This window comes from Fimbriimonadaceae bacterium (genome assembly GCA_019454125.1).
Taxonomy (GTDB): Bacteria; Armatimonadota; Fimbriimonadia; order Fimbriimonadales; family Fimbriimonadaceae; genus JALHNM01.
In genome coordinates this window covers 268,152-289,009 of record CP075365.1, presented here as the reverse complement: position 1 = coordinate 289,009, position 20,858 = coordinate 268,152, and the positions used below count along the sequence as shown (strand labels likewise).

The following is a 20,858-nucleotide window of genomic DNA, read 5'->3' as shown; positions in this document are numbered from 1 at the left end:
GACAGCGGTTCGCCCGGTCTGGCCCAATGGGGACGGGCCGGGCTCGATTCGTGCCGAGCCGCGCCCTTTGCGCTTTGGCGTCCACGACGTTTATCTGAGCTAAGGAACCATCATGGACCGACTGAACTTTGAGGACTATCAAGCGCTCGCCGAAGCGGCAAACCCGCCTTGCATCTCGATCTACCTGCCGACGCACCGGTCCGGCCGCGAGACTCAGGGTGACCCGACACGGCTGAAGAACCTTCTGAGCCACGCAGAGGAGCAGTTGACCGAACGGCCGATGCGCCCGACCTTGGCCCGAGACCTCCTGCAACCCGCCCGCGAGCTCCTGGAGGAGCCCACCTTCTGGCTCTATTCGAGCGATGCGCTCGCGGTCTTCATCGCCGAGGGGTTCTTCCGCGCGTACCGCCTGCCATTGCAGACGGAGGAGCTCATGGTCGTGAACGACCGGTTCCAGCTGAAGCCGCTGCTGCCGATCCTGGCGAGCCGCCCGTTCCACGTTCTCGCGGTCAGCCTGAACGACGTGCGGCTGTTGGAGTGTCGGCGTCACTCGGTCGAGCGCGTGAAACTGCCCGACGACGTGGCGACGCGGTACAGCGCGGCCATCGGGAGCAAGGACCACCACATCGACCGCGGCCTGTGGCGGCACGGTGGAGGCACGTCGGCTCAAACGCAGGTCACCCAGGCCCACGGCCACGGCCCGGACCAGGAGCCCGAGTTGCGCGAGAACACCGCCTTCTTCATGCGACAGCTCGACGAAGGCGTGACCCGGGTGATCGGCGACGAGACCCCTCTGATCGTCGCGGGGGCCGATTCGACTTGGCCGGATTTCATGCACGCCACCAAGCGCAAGAACGTCGTCCCCCACGCCATACCGGGCAATCCGGAGCATGTGCCGGATGAGACCTTGCGCGAGAAGGCGCTCGAGATCATGGAGCCTATCTGGCAGCTGGAGTTTGCAGAACTGGGTGAGCGCTTCGGTACCGCCCAAGCCCACGGCATCGCCTCTTCGGACGTAGTGGAGATTCTGCGGGCCGCCTCGGAGGGCCGGGTGGAGACACTGGTCGTCTCGCCAACGGTCGCGGTCTGGGGCGAGTACGACGAAGGGGAGAACCTCGCCCGCGAAGGTGGCAAGGCCAGCGAAGACCTCGTGGAGGTCGCCGTCCGCCAGACCTTGCGGACGAACGGCCTCGTTGTCGTGGCCGAGGGCGATCAGGTGCCGGGCGAGCGCGAGGCGGCCGCGATCTTCCGGTATTGAAGCCGGTCTAGGCCCGCTTCCGTGCGGCATTCTTTGCGAAGGGCCGACGATTTCTTATGCCGCCCCTATGGTCTCCGGCGTAGAAAGGAAGTGATGGACATGTACGACCGACACGAAAGGGGATTCGACCTCATGACGTTTTTATTCGGGGCCGCTGTCGGCGTCGCTGCCACGATGATGTACGCGACTTACCGCCGGCAGGAATTCGAGCAAGCCGTGGACCGTGCCCAAGAGATGACGGAGCGCGGGGCCGACCGGGTCCGGGAGATCGCCTCCAAGGGCCAAGCGGTGGTCGACCAGGTCGCCGAACGGGCCAAGGATAAGATCGACATGACGCGCGAACACGTCAAGGGCGCCGTCAGCACGGTCGAAACGCGAGCGGAGCAACTCGCTCGCAAGGCCGCCGACGGGCGCGAGATTTCGGCAAGCTAAGCGTTGCCCTTCGGGGCGGCAGAGAAAAGGGAGCCGGCCGAGTCGCCTTTATTGCGGCTCGGCCTTCTTTCGTGGCGGCGGTGCGCTTAGCGGCCGCGCTGCGGGGGTCCGCCCTGCTGTCCGCCGAGGTTGATCATCTTTTTCAACTCGTCGACGTTCTGGCACCGTGTGAGCGCCTCTTCCATCGTGATGATGCCCTTCATGTAGAGGTCGCGGAGGCACTGGTCCATGCTGAGCATGCCCATCGCGGCGCTGGTCTGGATCATCGAAGGGATCTGGTGCGTCTTGCCTTCGCGGATGAGGTTGCGAATGGCCGGCGAGGCGATCATGATCTCGTTCGCAGGGATGCGGCCCGGGCCGTTTGCGCGGGGCAGTAGCTGCTGGGCGATGATCGCGACGATGTTGTTCGAGAGCTGGACGCGGATCTGCTCCTGCTGTCCTGGGGGGAAGACGTCGATGATGCGGTCGATAGATTCGGCCGCGTTGTTCGTGTGGAGCGTGGCGAAGACCAAGTGGCCCGTTTCCGCGGCCGTGATCGCAAGGGCGATCGTCTCCGTGTCGCGCATCTCGCCGACGAGGAGCACGTCGGGGTCTTCGCGGAGGCAGGCTCGGAGCGCGTTGGAGAAGCTCCTTGTGTCGCTGCCAAGTTCACGCTGGTTGATGACGGAGAGCTTGTGCGGGTGGAGGTACTCGATTGGGTCCTCGATCGTGATGATGTGGACCGACTTCGAGGTGTTGATGTAGTTGATCATCGCCGCCAGGGAGGTCGACTTGCCGGAACCGGTCGGACCCGTGACCAGGATCAGGCCGCGGGGCTTCTCGGTCAGCTGGTCGAGGATGGGCGGCAAGTTCAGGTCGCGCGTGGTGGGGATGCGGCTACTGATCAAGCGGAAGGCGGCGGCGACGGCGCCCCGGTCACGGTAAAGGTTGACGCGGAAGCGGGCGCGGCGCGGGAGCTGGTAGGAGAAGTCGAGCTCGAGGCTCTGCTCGAAGCGGGTGACCTGCTCGTCCGAGAGGATCTCGAAGAGCATGCGCTGGGTCTGTTGCGGGGAGAACTTCTCATAGTTCAGCCGCTTGAGGGCGCCGTCCTCGCGGATGACCGGCTCGACGTTGGCGGAAATGTGGAGGTCCGAGCAGTTGCGATCGACCACCACGTGCAGCAGCTCGTCGATGTGGAGGTCTTCAAGGGTCTTGGGCTGGCCCGTGGCGCCGATGCGGGGCACTTCGGCGCCGGGGGCGCCGTTCGCTGCGTCCGCAGGCGGGGCGGCCGACGGTGCCGGGCCTGTAGGGTTCACGACACTGGGCGGAATCGGGTTTGACGTCGGCTGGTTCTCGTTCATCGCAGGTCTCTCGGCGTCGCGCGGGCGCCTGGGGGAAGCAGCGGCCGAAATCAACCGCTCGGCCCTCTATTGACGCCAAGTTTAGCCCATTCGTTCGCGCCTTGAGCACGCTGGGGGCGGCGAATTGCGGGGTTGTTCCGTCCCAAAGCTCGGACGGATCCGAAGCATGGCCCTTATGGATAGGAACCTGCACGCCTTCAACCTGGCGAAAGTGGTGGTGGTGGATGTCACGGACGACTACCGCTTTATGCGGCAGCCCTTGCCCAACGAGTGGTACCCGGTGCTGCGGGAGGTCTGGGTCCCCACGATCGGGCTCGACGCCCGGCTGACCCAGTTGCCGCTCGTCGACGGCTACCTTTACGACTGGCACCAGGGCCCGGACGACACCGGGGACCCTTGGTACGTCGGCGTCGTGGACGAAGGGCTCCTCGCGGGCTAAGCTTCTGAGCGGTGCTTGTCCTTGGGCTGGACCCCGGTCTTGAGCGGATGGGCTTCGGGCTCGTCCGACGCAGCGGGTCGCGCCTGACCTCGGTGGCCTACGGCCTCCTCTCCACCCCCCGCGTCTCCACTCCCGAGCGGCTTGTGATGCTGGAGCAACAGCTCTGCAAGGTGCTGGAGGCGCACCGTCCCGACGCCGTCGCCTGCGAGCGGCTCTTCTTCGCGAAGAACCAGACCACGGTCTTCGACGTGGCGAAGGCGCTGGGCGTGGCCCAACTGGTCTGTGCCCGCGCGGGACTGGGCTGCTTGGAGATCACGCCGCCGGAGGTGAAGCTCGCCGTGGTGGGGCACGGGGGGGCGGAGAAGGCCCAGGTGCAGTTCATGGTGCAGCGGCTCTTGGGCTTGGCCGAGCCCCCGCGGCCGGACGACGTCGCCGATGCCCTCGCCGTGGCGATCTGCCTGGCGCTCAGGCCGCTCGGCCCTGCTGGGGCTGCCGATACGCCCGATAAGGCCGTCGCGGCTCCGAAACCCCAAACTCGGCGTCGCTGAAGAGCCCCCACCGGGGATCCGGCAGGGCGAGCAGGGAGGGGAGGTCGGCCAGGGACGCGAAGGGCGCCGCCCCCAAGGCGACGAGCGCCTGGGCCGCGCGGCGGCCGTCGGCCCCTGCCCCCGCCCCCACCGCGAGCCGAGAGGCGCGCCGCCGCAGGCACTCCGTCGCGCCCGCCCAAGAGCCCCCCGCCCGGAACCGGGGCCCGAGCACGAGCGAGACGGAAGAGGCGGCGTAGAGCAACAGGTTGCGCTCCATCGCCTGCCCCGTGCTGAATCCCGCCCCAGGCGCGCAAAGGGAGACCTGGCACGCGCCCTCGCGCCCAGGGGCCGAGTCGAGCCCGCAGGGCAGGATCTCCACCACGCGCCCCTCGCCCCCCGCGAGCAGGGTGGCCCCCGCGACAAGGGAGTCGACCCCGGCCGCCCCGCCGCTCACGAGCGCCCGGCCCTCGGCCAACAGCGCCGCGCCGAGCCCCCGGCAGAGGGCGCGCAACCGCGGCGAAGGGGTGCGCGAGCCCGCCACGCTGACGGAGGGGGCGGCGGGCCAGGCCCCGCGCACCCAGAAGCAGGGCGGGGCGGCATCGCCGAGCACCGACTCCCAGCGGGAGGGGAATGCGAGCGAAGCGGCCGTCAGGCAGCGCCGCGATTCGACTTGGGCGACGCCCCAGCCGAGCGCTCCGGACTGCGCGAGGCACCACGCCTCCTCGAAGAGGCCCGCCCCCCGCAAGGAGGCGCCGACGGAGCCGAGCGGCCCCGGCGCGCCGAGCAGCACCGCCCGGACGAGCGGCCAACGCCGACGGGCCCGCGGCTGGCTGTGCGGAGCCCCCCGCAGGTAGAGCGCCGCGAGCACGGCCTCCGCCCCCAACCTCTCTCCGCTCACCACTTGCGCAATCCTAGCCCGTGTACAATCCCTGGGCCCGGGCCATGCTGAAGCACTTCACGATCACGCATTCTCGCGCCCGCCAGTTCTTCGACCGGGAACTGCGGGGCCGCATCGTCGCCGACTCCCGACCGTGCGAGGGGGTGGCGCTCGGCGACGGCAAATCCTGGGCGCCGATCGAGCGGGGCGACCACTGGGGCCCGGCTTACCGCGAGGCCTGGTACCGGGTGCCCGTGCGCATCCCCAAGGAGTGGGCGGGCATGGACGTCGCCCTCGGCTATGGCGACACGGACATCTGGGTCGGCATGGAGCCCAGCGTCCCCCCGCGGCCGCGCGGCAAGGAGGTCGAGGGCACGGTCTACCGGGACGGCGAGGCGCTCGGCGGCCTTGACCACGCCCACCGGCACTGCCGGCTGGCGGACCGCGTGGCCGGCGGCGAGAAGTTCGAACTCACCGTGCAGACTTTTGCCCACAACTCTGAGACGACGGTGCACGGCCGGGAGAATCCGCGCTCGCCAGAGCCGGAGGAGTACCGCGGCTTCCTCTTGATGGTCCTCGACGGCGAGGCGATCCAACTCGCCTGCGATTTCGCGTTCGGGCTCGGGCTTGTCGACGCCCTGTCGGAAGGGGCCCCCGAGCGCGAGATCGTCCTGAGGGCGTTGAACGACGTCTGCAACGGCTACGACCCGGAAAGGCGCCGCACCTGGAGCCAGGCGCGACGCCAGCTCCGCCACACGTTCGAGCGGCTCCAGGCCGAGACCGCCCATCGCGTCACCCCGCTCGGGCACGCCCACCTGGATACGGCGTGGCTTTGGCCGCTGAGCGTCACCCACTTGAAGATGATCCACACGACTGCCGTGCAGCTCGCCCTCTGCGACCGCTTCCCGGAGCACGTCTTCGTCCATTCCCAGGCCTCCCAGTACGAGTGGCTGGAAAGGGACCGCCCCGACCTTTTCAAGCGGGTCCAACGCGCCATGCGCAAGGGCCAGTGGGAGGCGGTCGGCTCGATGTGGGTGGAGGCCGACTGCAACCTGCCGGGCGGCGAGTCGCTCGTGCGGCAGTTCCTCTATGGCCGCCGCTATTTCAAGGCGCGCCTCGGCACGGAGACGGTGGATATGTGGCTGCCGGACGTCTTCGGCTATTCGGCCGCCCTTCCCCAGATCCTCACAAAGTTCGGCATCCGCGCGTTCCTGACCCAGAAGCTGAGCTGGAACCAGTTCAACAAGATCCCGCACCACACGTTCTGGTGGCAGGGGATCGACGGCAGCCGGATCTGGACGCACTTCCCCCCTGCGGACACCTACATCGGCGACTGCAGCCCGGCCCAGCTCGCCGAGTCCGTCCGAAAATTCAAGGACGCGGGGCGGTCCGACCAGTCGCTCTACCTCTACGGGTTCGGCGACGGGGGCGGGGGCTCCACCGAGTTCCAGATCGAGTTCCTGCGACGCGCCCAGGAGGCGCCGGGCATGCCTGCCCTCGCCCAGCGATCCAGCGCGCGCGACTTCTTCACCACCGCCATCGCGGAGAGCGAGGACCTCTGCACCTGGTCCGGCGAGCTCTACTTCGAGATGCACCGTGGCACCTATACGAGCCAGGCCGCGAACAAGCGTTCGAACCGTGAGTGCGAGTTCCTCCTGCGCGACGCCGACCTGCTCTCCGCCTTCTGCCCGCACGGCGACCGGCGCGGCCGCGCGGCCGAGTTGGAGCGGGCCTGGAAGACGGTGCTCTTGAACCAGTTCCACGACATCATTCCGGGGAGCAGCGTGCGCGAGGTCTACGAGGACAGCGCCCGCGACTATGACGAAGTCCGGGCTGCCCTGCAACCCCTCATCGAATCGTGCGTCGCCGCATTCGGCCAGAGCCTGGACACGGCCGAAATGGCCCGCCCCGTGGCCGTTTTCCACAACGCGACGGTGGCGACCCAGGCGGAGCTGCCGTGGGAGGAGGGCGCCGCCCCCGCCGCCTTGCGGTCCGGCGACGAAAAGCTCCCGGTCCAGCTTGTCGAAGACGCGGACGGAAGGCGCCTCATCTTCCGGACCCCTTCGGACGCGCTCGGCGCGGTCGCGGTGGGAGACTTGGTCGAGACCCCGCCCCACGTCTTCCCACGCATCAAGGCCTCGGCCCGCCGCATCGAGAACGACGATTGGGCCGTCCGCTTCGACAACAACGGCAACATCGTCAGCCTCCAGACGCTGGACGACGACCCCATCGAGTTCATCGCCCCGGGCAAGCTGGCGAACCTCTTCCAGGTCTTTGACGACCAACCGCTCTTCTGGAGCGCCTGGGACGTGGACGTCTTTGCCCTGGAGACCACGACCGATCTCGTCCGCAGTGAAGTGTTCGAGGTGGTCGAGCGCGGCCCGGTCCGGGTCGCGGTCGAACTCGTCAAGCGGTTCGGCGGGAGCACGATCCGTCAACGGATCAGCCTTGGCCCCACCCCCGGCATCCGCTTCGACACATGGGTGGACTGGCAGGAGGACAACAAGATGCTCAAGGTCGCGTTCCCGCTCAACGTCAACGCGGCCCGGGCGAAGTTCGAGATCCAGTTCGGCCACGTCGAGCGCCCGACCCATCGCAACACGAGCTGGGATCTCGCCCAGTTCGAGGTCTGCGCCCAGAAGTGGGCCGACCTCTCAGAAGGAGGCTACGGCGCCGCCATCTTGAACCAGGGGAAGTACGGGCACGACGTGCTCGGCAACACCCTGCGGCTCACCTTGCTCCGCTCGCCGAAGGCGCCCGACCCGGTCTGCGACATGGGGATGCACCGCTTCACGTACGCGCTCTTCCCCCACTATGACCAGGTGCAGCACTCGGACGTCGTGGCCGCCTCCTATGCGGTCAATGCGCCCGTCCACGTCGTGCCCCTGCGGCCCGCGCAAGGGGCCGCGACGACGCTGCCGCGCTTCGTCTCCTGCGACAACCGCAACGTCGTGGTCGAGTCCGTGAAATTGGCGGAAGACTCCGACGACATCGTGGTGCGGCTCTATGAGTGCCACAACACGCGCGGCTCGGCCCAGGTGCATTGCGCCACCCCCGTCCGCCACGCCTGGCTCTGCGACCTGAACGAGAACCGGGAGCAGGAGTTGGACGTGATTGACGGGGTGGTCGAAGTTCGGTTTAAGCCATTCGAGATCGTGACGCTTATGCTGGCCCTGTGACGGCGCGGCCACCACGACTATCCCAGTAATCCACCAGGAACCAGAGTGTGAGCGCGCCCACCGCGTAGACGTACTGCTGGAAGCCTCCTTGCGAATCCATCACGAGCCGCAGGCCAAAGCCCAGCTTGATGAACGTGAGGCTGGAGACGGCCAGGGCCCACTTGAGGAGCACGGGCGAGCGCTGCCCCAGGAACTCGCCGCGGACCAGGGAGAGGGCCGCGAGCAGGAAGGCGACGGTCTCCATTACCGCGATCATATAGAACGCCACGGTGGTGCCGGGGAACTGGGCCAAGAAGGTGTTTGCAAACATTTCGTGGAACTGGGGAGGCACTCCTCCGCCTGTCCACTTCGGGAGGATCATCTGGAACCACAGCACGGCCAGTAAGAGCGCGACGAGGAACAACGGGGCAGAACGGTCCAGTACCGGTTGTGCCGGGCGAGGATTCGTGTCCATGCCTCCTACAAGACACCGCCGTGGAAAAAGGTTCGGCACGGCCTGCGGCCTCCCGAAAGACCACGTGGGCCGGCGGTCAGGTACTTTCCGGGTCGGCTATGCGACTTGTCTGGGTTTGCGCCCTTTCCCTTTGGTTCGCGACTGGTCTCGCGCAGATCGTTCCAGGCCAGCAGCAAGCCCCGCCGCAGGCAGTCCCCGTCGGGCTGGAGTCCCCGCGCGCGACCATGGACACCTTCCTGCGCGGGATGAACGACGGCGACCTCGGGCAAGCGGTGAAGGCGCTGGACCTGAGCTGGGTGAGCCTGCTAGAACGACCGGACCGGGGCCCCAAGCTCGCCTTTCAACTCTGGGCGGTCCTGAATCGGCAGGAATACATCGTGCTCGACAAGCTCTCCTCCAGCCCGGAGGCGAAGCCATACACTCTTGCGATTACGACAAGGCGCGGTTCGACGGTCGGCCAGGTCACCATCGCCAAGCAGGACGACAAGGCCTTCAGGTTCACCTCGGACACGTTGGAGGACTTGCCCCGAATCTGGGAACTGGTCAGGTCAAAGCCGGTCATCACCGGCCTCGAAGACCCCAACGCCCTGAGGTTCGACACGGACGCCTGGGCAGAGGGCCAGCTCCCCGAAGAGGCGCGCAGGCCCGTCCTTGGGATCGCGGTGTGGAAGCTCGGAATGCTCGGCGCCCTCGTCGTCGTGGCCGTTGCCATGGGGGCCCTGGTGCAGATTCTTGCGCGGGTTCTGGGAAAGCGGGTCCTGCGGCTTGAAAAATCAAGCCGGGCCTACCGCGAACTGGCCAAGGCCAGCATGGCCGCGAACGTGCTCATCGCGGGCGGGCTCCTGCGCGCGAGCCTTCCCTTTCTGAACTTGCCGGGGCCGGTCGCAGGGGCGGTGGGCTTCATCGCGCGGCTGGCCGAGGTGGTCGGTTTCACGCTGATTGCGTTTGCCGCTTGGGACGCGGCGGTCTTTCACCTCACCCGGCGCCTGCAGGATCGGACTGGGAGCGGCGAAAAGCTGGTGGCGCCTGTCCTTTCGCGCCTGGGCAAGGCGGTCATGGGGCTCGTCGCCGCGCTGGTCGTCCTTGGGTATCTCGGCGTGAACATCACCGGCCTGGTCGCGACTTTGGGACTGGGCGGCGTCGTCCTCGCGCTGGCCGCGAAAGACAGTGTGGAAAACCTCTTCGGCTCGCTCATGGTCTTGATCGAGCGGCCGTTCCGCATCGGCGACTGGGTCCGGCTGGGCTCGATCGACGGCGAGGTGGAGGACATCCAATTGCGGTCCACGCGCATCCGCACCTTCGAGGACTCGGTGATCATCCTGCCGAACCGGACGCTGGTCACGGACAGTGTCGAGAACTTCGGGATGAGGCGGTTCCGACGGCTCCGCACGACGATCGGCGTCACTTACGACACGCCGCCCGAGAAGCTGGCCGAATTCACCAAGCGGATCCGCGAGATGCTGCGCGAGCACCCCCAGGTCTGGGACGAAAAGCGCTACGTCTACTTCAACGACTTCGGCCCGAGCTCGCTCACCATCCTGCTCTACTGCTTCTTGACCGCCGCGACCTACCAGGAGGAGCTCGTCATCCGCGACGACCTCTTGCTCCGCATCGTGAGGATCGCGGACGAGGTGGGCGTGGAGTTCGCCTTTCCGACCCAGACTCTGCACGTCAAGGACGAGACCCTGCCGAAATTCCTGCAAGGGTCGGGCGATAAGCCCAACCCCGAGGCGTGAGACCATTTGGGCCGGGCGGTGAAGACGGCGGGTGTGGCTGTCCGAGTTCGGGCTCATCCTTTCGGCGGCACCGGCACCCATTCGAGCACGGCCTCGTCGAACTCGACGGACCAGGGGCCGGGGTTTTCCGGGGCTTGGCACGTGATTCGGGCGCGGACCTTGCCCTCGGGGCCTCGGTAGCGGTCGAGCTTGAGCGTGCCAATCGCCTCGAGGGGCTGGTACTCGGCGGTGAGGGCCTCGGTCCAGGCGTCGTCGTAGCCGGCGGCCTGCCAGTCGTAGAGCTCGGCTGTGGCCCTCACTCCGGCGTTGGCAGAGCGGAGGCTCGTGCGGAGCCAGAGGTAGAGGGCCCTCTCGGGCAGGGCGGCCTCGACCACGAGCGAGACCGGGGGGGCCTTGCGGTTCGGGACGATGAAGCGGGCGGCGCGCAGGGCGTCGCCGTCCCTCGCGGCCAGGCTCCCGAGCCCCCCCGCCTCAAGTCTGCCCGTCTCGAGCCGGAACGACGTGGCCGGGGCGTCTGTGGTGACAGGCTCGGCGATGCCCGGGCGGAACTCGCCGTCAAGCTTGACCCAGCATGAGACCTGGCCCTTGTCGTTGACCTTTGCGTCGCCGCTGAGGGTGTACTGGCGGCTCCCGGGCTCCATGTGCTCGGCCAAGATCAACCACCCCGTGTCCTCGCTCCAGAAGTTGGGCCAGTCTTTGTATTGGACGGTCCCGCTCAGGCCCGTCGCATGGTCGAGCGCGTTCACGTCGCCGAACTCGCCGTCCTCCCGCGGCTCGATCTCGATGTAGCGGTTGTCCAGGGTGAAAATGAACGGCTTAGCGATGAGCGCAGGGACATAGAAAGAGGATCCTACGACCAGGCCCGACTTCGAGATGTCTTTGGCGCCGGCGTTGCTCGCCCCGGGGGGCGGCAGGATCTCCACGAACCCTTCGCCCGGGTCGTACCGGTAGCTGCCGCCCTGTCGCCCTAGCACGATCCGGCCCTCCGGGTCGCGGGCCTTGGCATGGCAGAAGTCTTCGACGGGGGAAGGAAGGACATGCGCGTTGAAGTTGGAATCCCACAACGTCGGGCCCCAATTCGGCCTCTTGTCGGCCGACGCGCCAACGATAATCCTTGAATTGTCGATATCGGATGCCCAGCCGTCAAGGCGCCCAGCGGGCAATGGGAGAAAGACCGCTGCCCCAGCAGCGCGCCAGTAACAAGGCAAGTTTCTCCCGGTGACCGCCACGCCGACCGCCTCGCCGTAATCGTTCATGCTTAGAATGGAGAGTTGCGGGTTTAGCCCGTTTGGCAGGATAAAGCGGTCGACGATCTTGCCTCGGTGCACGAGAAAAATTCGGTTCGATCGCCGGTCGCCAAGGACGCAGTACCCCCGGTTTCCGTATAGCGTGATGACGGCGTCCCTGTCTTTCCAGGCTGGGAGGGGAAAGACGACGCGGTACTGCAAGGGGCCCGCCTCCGCCCCAAGGGCGGCGGCGGCGAGGGCCAGGAGCGTTAAGGCGCGGTTCACAACTTCGACCCCTTGACGACGCAGTTGATCTGGTCGGTCGCCACCGACCAGTACGCCGGCTGGATGGGCTGGGCCGGGTTTATCCGCAGGCGGAGGCGGACCTTGCCTATGCGGCCGTGGGAACTTGGGAAGAAGCGGTTTATGAAGTTCCCCCCGGCCACGGGCACGTCGTAGGTGTACATGTAGGGCCTTGCGTCAAGCTCGGTCACGGACGCCTAGACCCCCACCGTATAGTCCCAGAGGGAAAGCTCGATGAGGTACAGCGATGTAGTGCTGAACCTGGTCGAAGCCCTTATGGATAACTCGTCGATGACGTTTACGTTCAGGTTGAGGGGCAAACTCGCCTCCAGGTGGACTTTCCACGGCGAGGCGGTCAAACTGCGCTCTACCGTATAGACGCGCCCGTCTGGCAGCATCGCGAAGCTGCTGTCGCTTCCCGGCAGCGTGGTGCCGACCACAGTCGTCACTTCGTACAACGACATTTCCCCGGTCGCGACTCTGAAGTAGCTCGCGCTTGATTTGGCCGCCCAGGCCTTGAGCCCGTTCAAGTTGGCGCCGGAGATCGCGGGGGCTGCCGGCCCGGCCGGTTGGCCGATGCCGGTGACCGTGGCCGAATCGATATCGTTGTAGTAGGGCACGGTGAACGCGCCGAGGTCTAAGGCCTCACCGAAGCCCGACAGCGTCTTCGAGCCGATCCAGACGTAGGGCACCGGGCTGTTGCCGACGAATTGCACGTCGCTGTCGTCAGGACTGCCTGGGTTAGCCCTGAGCAACTGCGAAGGCGGCCCGTAGATTGAAGGCAGCCACTTGATGGCTTGCCCAGGCTTGAAGACAAAGGTCTGTCCTTGAGCGCCTGCGCCTTCCTCCTCGGGGACTGCGGCTGGCTCCATGTAGCCGACCATGACCCCGTCCTCGCGGACTCCCACGATCCGGCCCTCCCGGTTGGTCGGGAAGCCGCCGACCACGTTCATCTGGTACTGATCGTTCGTTAAGGTCCAGTAGACCGGCACCCAGATGCCCAGGGTCGTGTGCCGCGCCTGGCCCGCGATGTAGGCGTTGTCGAAGCTGGTCGCCAGCGCCCGGCCTTGGTTGTGGGTTGTATCAAAAGGCAAAGTAAAGGCGATACCGTGGAGGGATCGAAATGGAAGAGTCTGACCAAATGCATTTCTGTATTCCCCCACCATCTGCCGCTCGACCAGCAAGCCGTTCTCCTGGCTGATCCCATGGATCTTTCCCTCGGTCGCGCCTTCGGGCAAGAGGTCCTGATCAACGTAGGTCGTCCTGTTTGGCCAGTAGATCGGTCGGTCGAAGGTTTGGCCGTTCCTCCGGAACCAGCCTACCGCCGAGTCTCCGGTCGCGCCGCGCATGGCGACGGTCGCGGAGGAGTCGGGCGGGATGGGGAGGGGGTCGCCAAGCGTCGTGCCGTCGAAGATGTAGCTCCGGCTCACGCCGCCGGACAAGACGTTGAAGATGGCCCCCGAGCCAGTCTCGCTCATGCCCTGCGGGGTCACGGTGCCAGTGGGGTTAGATCCCACCACCTCGAAAATGCCATTTGAGAGGATTGCGCTCGGGTCTTGGGCGAAAGCTGCCCCCCCCCCCCGCAAAAAGCGAGAGGGCGAAAAGGCTTCGGGTCAAAGTTGTCTTCATGACACCGTTTTAGACGCCTGCCCCGAAGTGTTTCGTTTGGTCTTACCGATTTTTCGGTAGAACGACGACCCTCAAGCGGCGAGCCTAGAAGCCGGCGGTGAAGACCACGCGCATGACTTCTTCGGGCGTCGTCACGCCCATCAAGACCTTCTCAAGGCCGTCTTCGCGAAGCTCCTTCATGCCGCCCGCTTTGGCGGCCGCCTTTAGGTCGCCGAGGGGGGCGCGGCGCACGACCATCTCGGCGATCTCTTCGTTCATGACCATCAGCTCGTGGAAGCCGGTCCGGCCTCGGTAGCCGGTCATGCGGTTGCTTTCGGCGGGGATACCGCGGTAGAGCGTGACCTCCGCGTCAGGGTCGGTGACGGTGAAGCCGAAGCGCCTCAAGTCGATCTCCTTGACGGTGTAGGGCTCCTTGTTGTCCTTATCGACCTGTCGGCCGAGACGCTGGGCGAGGACGCCGATGACGGTGGCGGAGATGAGGTACGGCTCGACGCCCATGTCGATCATACGGATCGTGGCGGAGGGGGCGTCGTTCGTGTGGAGCGTGGAGAGCACCAAGTGTCCCGTGAGGGACGCTTCGATCGCGATCTCGGCCGTTTCCAAGTCGCGCATCTCGCCGACCATGATGATGTCCGGGTCTTGGCGGAGGAAGGCGCGGAGGGCGGTGGCGAAGGTCAGGCCGGCCTTTCGGTTGACCTGGACCTGTGCGATGCCGCCGAGCTGGTATTCGACGGGGTCTTCGACCGTGATGCAGTTGACCTCGGTCGTGTTCAGCTTGTGCAAGACGGAGTACTGGGTCGTCGTCTTGCCCGAACCCGTCGGGCCCGTGCAGAGGAACATGCCGTTCGGCTGGCTGACGAGCTCTTCGATCTTCGCCTGGTTCTCGGCGGTGAAGCCGAGCCGGCCGAGTCCGACCATCGCGTTGCCCTTGTCAAGGATGCGCATGACGATCTTTTCCCCGAACGGGGTGGGGATGCTGCTCACGCGCAGGTCGTAGTCTTTGCCCGTGCTGCGCACCTCGATGCGGCCGTCCTGGGGGATGCGGCGCTCGGCGATGTTCATCTCGGACATGATCTTGAAGCGCGAGATGAGCGGGGCCTGGAGGTTCTTCGGCACCGTCATGGCTTCCATGAGGACGCCGTCGATGCGGTAGCGCACGCGGACGGCCCGCTCGCCCGGCTCCACGTGGATGTCCGAAGCGCGGTCGTTGATGGCCTGCTGGATGACGGCGTTGGCGAGGCGGATGATCGGCGCCTGCTCGGCCATCTCCTCGTCGGACTCTTCCTTTCCGCCGCCCTTGAGGTCGCGGTCGGCGACGTCGCGGGTCGCCTGGGCCTGGGCCATCACCGCGCGAAGGTCGCTCGTCATCTTGCTGCCGGTGCCACCGGCGGTAGGGGCGGGGCTGGGCGCTTCGGCGGGAGCGGGAGCGGATCCTTCCGTCGCGCCCTGGTAATACTTGCGGACCGCGTCCTCGATGGCGCCGTTGACGGCCACGGCCGGGCGGACGAGGAGCCCGCTGGCGAGGCGCACGTCGTCAAGGGCCTGCAGGTTGTTCGGGTTCGACATCGCGATCCAGAGGACGGTGCCCTCCTTCTTGACCGGGATGACGTTGTGCATCTTGGCGATGCGCTCGGGCACAGCGGCGATCGCGGCCTTGTCGACCTGCACCCGGTCCAGGTCGACGAACGGGTGGCCGGCCTCCTGCGCCTGGGCGTGCAGCACTTCGCGCTCACCGGCGAAGCCGAGGTTGATCACGACCCGGCCGAGGTCCGGGTTGTTCGTCTGCTTTGAGACCTGTTTGGCCTCCTCCATTTGCTCGGGCGTGACGTAGCCACGCTGCACGAGGAACTCAGCCATCGGTAGACGAGGTAGTGCCATGGATCCTTGTTTCGCCTGCGGCCTAGCCGCTCCTCGGGCCGAGGACGGAGGCGCACCAATTTGGGCACCGATCCCATCGACCGTGGAACGATTCTAGCCCATCATCCCAGGACATTGTTAGCGGGCGTGACCTGAAAGACGTACGCCGGTAGGCGGTTCGTTCAGGACTGGGCCCAAGTTTCAGGTATCCGTGGGGTTCTCGTGCTTCGTTCTCTAGTCGCCCGTCTGCTCCGCACCGCCTTGGACCGCCTGGTTTCCGGGGGCAAGCTTCCTTCGGAGGACTATCCGGACCCTGAGGTCCAGGACACAAAGGACCCGGCCCACGGCGACTTTGCCACGAACTGGGCGATGGTCGCGGTGAAGCAGGTGAAGGAGAACGCGGCAGGGACGGCCGCCCCTGCCAACCCTCGAGAGCTGGCCGCCCTCCTCGTCGAGGCCCTGGCCGAGCTCCCGGAGTTCGCGAAGGTCGAGGTCGCGGGGCCTGGGTTCGTGAACCTTTTCTTGGCCGACCTGGTCTTCGCGGGCCAGATTCAGTCCGTGCTCGCCTCGCAGGACCGCCAGGTCTTGGCCGACCCCTCCCACTTCGCCCGCCCGGCCGCCACCCGCCAGAGGATCAACGTCGAGTTCGTCTCGGTCAACCCCAACGGCCCGATCACGATCGGCTCGGGACGCGGGGCGGCCTATGGATCGGCCCTCTGCAACGTGTTGCAGGCGAGCGGGAACGAGGTGCACCGGGAGTACTACATCAACGACGGCGTGAACAGCGAGCAGATGCGGCTCTTCGCCGAGTCGGTGCGGTCATTGGCGACGGGCACGCCGTTTCCCCAGAAAGGGTATCGCGGCGACTATGTCCAAGAAGTCGCGGACCGGCTGAAAGATGTACCGGTTCCCGACGGGGCCTGGCAGACCATCTCCCAAGATATGATGCTCAAGCGCCAGCACGCCGACCTGACCACCTTCGGCGTTGAGTTCGACACCTGGTTCAGCGAGCAGTCGCTGCACGAGAGCGGCGAGGTGGCGCGGTGTGTGGCGGGGTTGGAAGCCTCGGGGGTCGCCGACGAGCGTCCCGTCCGCACGAAGCTGAAGCTTGGCAAGGGGGGCAAAGTCGAGGAGGTCGAGTTCGAGGTCCAGACGACGGCGGTGCTCGACGACGAAGGCGAGGCTCCGCCCCTGAGCCCTGCGGGGCACGATCCTGTCCAGGCCGAAATGGAGGGGCTCAGGGAGACGCTGTGGTTGCGATCGACCCTCTTTGGGGACGACATGGACCGCGTGCTGCGGAGGGCCGACGGCCGCTTGACCTATATCGCCAGCGACGTCGCCTATCACAAGGACAAGTTCAACCGTCCCTCCGACGCGGACAAGCTCATCACCGTGCTAGGCCCGGACCACCACGGCTATGTCAACCGGCTCCACGCCGTGGTCGCGGCCAACCTGATGGCAGGCCTCTCCCCCTCCCCAAGCTTGGGGAGGGGGTCGGGGGGAGGGGACACCTTGGCCGAGCAGGGGCTGGCCGACTGGGAGGCGCAGCTCTATGGCACAGCTGCGCGCCGCGACCAATGCCGCGCCGCCCGCTCCCTCAGCGACGAGCGCCTGGAGGTCGTGATCTTCCAACTCGTCCGATTCCTGAAGGAAGGAAAGCCCGCCCCCATGCGCAAGCGCGACGGCAACATTTATGCCCTCATCGACCTGGTGAAAGAGATCGGCCAGAAGGTGCGTCCCGATGCGCCCGAGGCCGAGCAGCTCGAGGCCGGGAAGGACGTCGCCCGGTTCTTCTACCTGATGCGCCACCACGACACCACGTTCGATTTCGACCTTGACCTGGCTGAGAAGCAGAGCGACGAGAACCCGGTCTTCTACGTGCAATACGCCCACGCGAGGATCACGGGAGTGATCGACAAGGCGGCGGAGGCTGGCATCGCCCCGCCCCCAGCCGCCTCCCCACCTTCGGGGCAAGGGCCGCAGCCGACCGATATCGAAGGGGCTCCGGAACTCCACCCGAAGGAGCGGGCCCTGCTCTTGAAGGCTTTCGACCTGCCCTATGAGATCGAGCGAAGCGCCGAGGACTATGCCGTGAACCGCCTCGCGACCTACGCGATCGAACTCGCGAGGGCCTACCACGGCTTCTATGACACGTGCCGGGTCATCAATGCAGACGACCTCCAGACCACCCAGCGGAGACTGGCCTATTGTGTGGCCGCGCGGACGGCGCTGCGGGCCGCGCTGGAACTGCTCGGGGTGAGCGCACCGTCCCGAATGTAGGGAACGGCGGTCCGCTTCCCAACCTTATGAGAGATAGAGATGGTTTTGAAAGCTCTTGTCGGCATGGCGCTGGGAGGCGGCGCGGGCTGGCTGTACTCGCTCTGGATGATGTCTTGCAAGACGGGGTGAATCTCTTCGCGCCAACCGGCGGTGCCGGTTATCTTTGGGGCCGTCCTCGGCCTGGTCGCGGTGCTCTCGGCTCGCCATGAGTGAGCCCGTCGCCATCTACGTGCACATCCCCTTCTGCCCGTCAAAGTGCGGGTACTGCGACTTTAATTCCTTTGCCCTCTCGGGGGAGATCGTGCCGAGGACGGTCGACGCGATCGTGGCGGAGGTCGCGGGGAGCCCCCACCGGGGCCGCCCGGCGAAGACCGTCTTCTTCGGCGGCGGCACGCCGACCTTCATCGAAGCTTCCCAGTTGGCGCGGATCCTGGATGCGGTTCGCGAGGCCCACCCCTTCGCCCCGGACTGCGAAATCACGAGCGAGGCCAACCCCGGCACGGTGGACGCGGGCAAGTTCGCCGCGATGCGCCAGGCCGGGTTCAACCGGATCAGCCTCGGCGCTCAATCATTTGACACCTCAGACCTGGTCCAACTAGGCCGGGTGCACGAGCCTGGGCATGTGGGGCGTGCCGTCCACGCGGCCCGCCAGGCCGGGTTTGAGAACTTGAACCTGGACCTGATGTTCGCGTTGCCCGGCCAGAGCCTCCGGGGTTGGCGTCGCAACTTGGAGCTTGCGCTGGCGATGGCGCCTGAGCACTTGAGCCTCTACTGCCTTACGATCGAGCCGAACACCCGGTTCTACCGCTACCAGCTCCGTGGCATGCTGGACTTGCCGGACGAGGACCGCCAGGTCGCCATGTACGAGGAGGCCGTAGCCGCCTGCGAGGAGGCGGGCCTCGCCCAGTACGAGATCTCGAACTTCGCTCGGCCCGGGCGGGAGTGCCGCCACAACCTGGCCTATTGGCGGGCGGAGGAGTACGTCGGCTATGGCCCAGGGGCGGTCGGCCGTGTGGGCTCCCTGCGCCAAACGAACACGAAGCACCCGGCCGCTTACTGCGAGCGGGTCGAGACGCGGCAGCCCCTCGCCTGCGAAGAGGAGTCGGTGGACGACCCTACCCTGCGGCTCGAACGCTTGATGCTGGGTTTGCGGCTCAATTCGGGGCTGGAGACCGCGCCGCTCGGCCTGCGACCGAAGGCGCTGGAAAGGGTTTTGGCCGCGGGTTGGGGCGAGCTTTCCGAAGGCAGGCTCCGGCTGACGCCGAAGGGCCGACTTCTCCACAACGAAGTCGTGGCCACCCTGGCCTAACGTCTCCGGAGAATCCGGCCTACGTGCTACCATCCTTTCAACGTCTGACGCGCGGGCAACGTATTGGACTATCAGGCAGGGAATGAGCGGAACATACGAGCTCCTAGAGCAGATCGTCAACCCGACCGACCTCCACCGCTTTAGCGATAAGGAGCTCCACCAAGTGGCGAAGGAAGTGCGCAAGGCGATCATCGACAAGGTGAGCCAGACGGGCGGTCACTTCAGTTCGAACCTCGGCACGGTCGAACTCACCGTGGCCCTCTATGCCACGTACTCCTTGCCGCCGGACAAGGTCGTGTGGGACACGGGGCACCAAGCCTATCCCCACAAGTTGCTCACGGGCCGCCTTCCCCGCTTCGACACGCTTCGCAAGCACAAAGGCATCAGCGGCTTTTTGAAGCGCGACGAGCACGAGCTTGACTCCTTTGGAGCGGGCCATGCGGGCACGGCGATCTCGGCCGCGCTCGGCTTCGCTGCCGCCCGAGACCGCTTGGGCACGAAGGAGAAGGTCATCGCGGTGGCGGGGGACGCGGCCATCGCCAGCGGCATGAGCTGGGAGGCCCTGAACCATGCGGGCGAGATGGGAACGGACCTCTGCGTCGTGCTGAACGACAACCGCATGTCCATCGCGCCCAACGTCGGCGCACTCCACAACTACCTGGCACGGCTCCGCTCGCGGCCGGAAGTGCAGGGCCTCGCCCGCATGGCCAAGTCGGTGATCGAGCACCTGCCAGAGCCGGCCCCGAGGTTCGCCGCGGGCCTGCGCCACGGCATCACCCACTCGCTCGCGCCGGAAGAGACGGGCACGATCTTCGAGGAGATGGGCTTCGAATACATCGGCCCCGTCGACGGCCACGACCTTGCCACCCTGCTCCAGATCTTCCGCAACGTGCGGACGGTCGACTACCCCGTGTTCGTCCATGCGATCACGGTTAAGGGCAAGGGGTTCGAGGTCGCCGAGGACGACTCGCGTAAGTGGCACGGCGTGGTGCCGTTCGACAAGGTCGCCTGCGAGTTCCCAAAGAAGGGCGGGGCCCCGGCCTACACCCAAGTCTTCGGCGAGGCCATGGTCGAAGTCGCCCAGGATGACGAGCGGGTGGTCGCGATCACGGCGGCCATGCCGGACGGCACCGGGCTGAACCTCTTCGCGAAGACCCTGCCGGACCGCTACTACGACGTCGGCATCGCCGAGCAGCACGCGGTCACCTTCGCCGCCGGGCTCGCGGCGGGCGGCATGAAGCCCTTCTGCACGGTCTATTCCACGTTCCTGCAGCGCGGTTTCGACCAAGTCCTGCACGACGTTTGCATCCAGAACCTGCCCGTGCGGTTCGTGATGGACCGAGCCGGCCTGGTCGGCGACGACGGGCCGACCCACCACGGCGTCTTCGACGTTTCCTACCTCTCGTTCATGCCGAACATGACGATCTGCGCCCCGCGCGACGCCACCGAGCTTCGCGAGATGCTGCGCTTCATGGCGCGGTACGACGAAGGGCCGGTGGCGATGCGCTACCCGCGAGGCTCGGCGGAAGACGTCCTTCCCGAGTCCCGCACCCCGATCCGGCTCGGCCAGGCCGAAGTGCTCGGCTCGCCAGAATCGGCCCGCCCGATCGCCTCCTCCTCGGTCGCGATCGTGGCGCTCGGTTCGATGGTCGCGGAGGCTTGGCGAGCGGCGGAAGCCCTCGCCCAGGAAGGGCTCCGCGCGGTCGTGGTCAATGCCCGCTGGGCAAAGCCGCTCGACCTCGAGACGATCGCCCAGGTCGCCCGGGAATGCGGCGCGGTGGTCACAGCGGAGGAGAACGCCCGGATCGGCGGCTTCGGCCAGCAGGTTCGCGACGGCCTCGCGGGCAGGGGGCTGGCGACGGTCCCGATCGAGATCGTGGCGTTGCCCGACGCGTTCGTCGAGCACGGCGCCCAGCCCATCATCCGTGCCGAGCAGGGGCTGAGCCCCGAAGGCATCGCCGAGGCGGCGAGGCGCGCCGTGGCCTATAGAAAGGCGCGCTCCGGTTAGGGCC

General features: G+C 66.6%; 16 protein-coding genes. 9 read left to right on the top strand and 7 right to left on the bottom strand.

What is annotated here, in order from left to right; all coding sequences use genetic code 11:
• Window positions 1-112: 112 nt before the first annotated feature.
• Complete coding sequence (locus KF733_01415; protein ID QYK56143.1) at window positions 113-1,258, top strand: hypothetical protein; 1,146 nt, start codon at window positions 113-115, stop codon at window positions 1,256-1,258.
• A gap of 99 nt (window positions 1,259-1,357) precedes the next feature.
• Window positions 1,358-1,690: a hypothetical protein gene (locus tag KF733_01410; GenBank protein QYK56142.1), complete on the top strand. Its 333-nt coding sequence runs from the start codon at window positions 1,358-1,360 to the stop codon at window positions 1,688-1,690.
• A gap of 86 nt (window positions 1,691-1,776) precedes the next feature.
• Here KF733_01410 and KF733_01405 read toward each other — a convergent pair whose 3' ends face one another.
• Entirely contained in the window at window positions 1,777-3,030 is a 1,254-nt protein-coding gene (locus KF733_01405; GenBank protein ID QYK56141.1) for a type IV pilus twitching motility protein PilT, read from the bottom strand.
• 175 nt (window positions 3,031-3,205) lie between these two features.
• On the opposite strand from KF733_01405, the gene KF733_01400 reads away from it, so the two are divergent.
• Together KF733_01400 and ruvC are read left to right on the top strand one after the other, a co-directional pair.
• Entirely contained in the window at window positions 3,206-3,469 is a 264-nt protein-coding gene (locus KF733_01400) for a hypothetical protein (protein ID QYK56140.1), read from the top strand.
• Window positions 3,470-3,480: 11 nt separating this feature from the next.
• Window positions 3,481-4,017 (top strand): crossover junction endodeoxyribonuclease RuvC, encoded by a 537-nt coding sequence (gene ruvC / locus KF733_01395; protein QYK56139.1) that lies wholly within the window; start codon window positions 3,481-3,483, stop codon window positions 4,015-4,017.
• Here the strand turns inward: ruvC and KF733_01390 are convergent.
• A complete protein-coding gene (locus tag KF733_01390) occupies window positions 3,935-4,894 on the bottom strand; it encodes a DNA-processing protein DprA (GenBank protein QYK56138.1) in 960 nt (319 codons plus the stop codon). The genes ruvC and KF733_01390 overlap by 83 nt on opposite strands.
• A 20-nt stretch (window positions 4,895-4,914) precedes the next feature.
• Here KF733_01390 and KF733_01385 point away from each other — a divergent pair, with 20 nt between their 5' ends.
• A complete protein-coding gene (locus KF733_01385) occupies window positions 4,915-8,052 on the top strand; it encodes an alpha-mannosidase (GenBank protein ID QYK56137.1) in 3,138 nt (1,045 codons plus the stop codon).
• Here KF733_01385 and KF733_01380 read toward each other — a convergent pair.
• Entirely contained in the window at window positions 8,036-8,506 is a 471-nt protein-coding gene (locus KF733_01380) for a hypothetical protein (GenBank protein QYK56136.1), read from the bottom strand. The genes KF733_01385 and KF733_01380 overlap by 17 nt on opposite strands.
• 98 nt (window positions 8,507-8,604) lie before the next feature.
• On the opposite strand from KF733_01380, the gene KF733_01375 reads away from it, so the two are divergent.
• Window positions 8,605-10,242, top strand: a complete 1,638-nt coding sequence (locus KF733_01375) for a mechanosensitive ion channel (GenBank protein QYK56135.1) — start codon at window positions 8,605-8,607, stop codon at window positions 10,240-10,242.
• A gap of 53 nt (window positions 10,243-10,295) precedes the next feature.
• Here the strand turns inward: KF733_01375 and KF733_01370 are convergent, their stop codons facing one another.
• From KF733_01370 to tadA, 4 genes are all read right to left on the bottom strand, one after another.
• Window positions 10,296-11,753 (bottom strand): hypothetical protein, encoded by a 1,458-nt coding sequence (locus tag KF733_01370; GenBank protein QYK56134.1) that lies wholly within the window; start codon window positions 11,751-11,753, stop codon window positions 10,296-10,298.
• A complete protein-coding gene (locus KF733_01365) occupies window positions 11,750-11,962 on the bottom strand; it encodes a hypothetical protein (protein QYK56133.1) in 213 nt (70 codons plus the stop codon). Before KF733_01365 ends, KF733_01370 begins: the two co-directional genes overlap by 4 nt.
• A gap of 6 nt (window positions 11,963-11,968) precedes the next feature.
• Window positions 11,969-13,291, bottom strand: coding sequence for a hypothetical protein (locus KF733_01360; GenBank protein ID QYK56132.1), 1,323 nt, complete (start codon window positions 13,289-13,291; stop codon window positions 11,969-11,971).
• Window positions 13,292-13,484: 193 nt separating this feature from the next.
• Complete coding sequence (gene tadA, locus KF733_01355) at window positions 13,485-15,278, bottom strand: Flp pilus assembly complex ATPase component TadA (protein QYK56131.1); 1,794 nt, start codon at window positions 15,276-15,278, stop codon at window positions 13,485-13,487.
• Between the two features lie 201 nt (window positions 15,279-15,479).
• Here tadA and KF733_01350 point away from each other — a divergent pair, with 201 nt between their 5' ends.
• From KF733_01350 to dxs, 3 genes are all read left to right on the top strand, one after another.
• Window positions 15,480-17,537, top strand: a complete 2,058-nt coding sequence (locus KF733_01350; protein QYK56130.1) for an arginine--tRNA ligase — start codon at window positions 15,480-15,482, stop codon at window positions 17,535-17,537.
• A 205-nt stretch (window positions 17,538-17,742) separates the two neighbouring features.
• Window positions 17,743-18,846, top strand: a complete 1,104-nt coding sequence (hemW, locus tag KF733_01345; protein QYK56129.1) for a radical SAM family heme chaperone HemW — start codon at window positions 17,743-17,745, stop codon at window positions 18,844-18,846.
• A gap of 82 nt (window positions 18,847-18,928) precedes the next feature.
• Complete coding sequence (dxs, locus tag KF733_01340; protein QYK56128.1) at window positions 18,929-20,854, top strand: 1-deoxy-D-xylulose-5-phosphate synthase; 1,926 nt, start codon at window positions 18,929-18,931, stop codon at window positions 20,852-20,854.
• The last annotated feature ends 4 nt before the right edge of the window (window positions 20,855-20,858 follow it).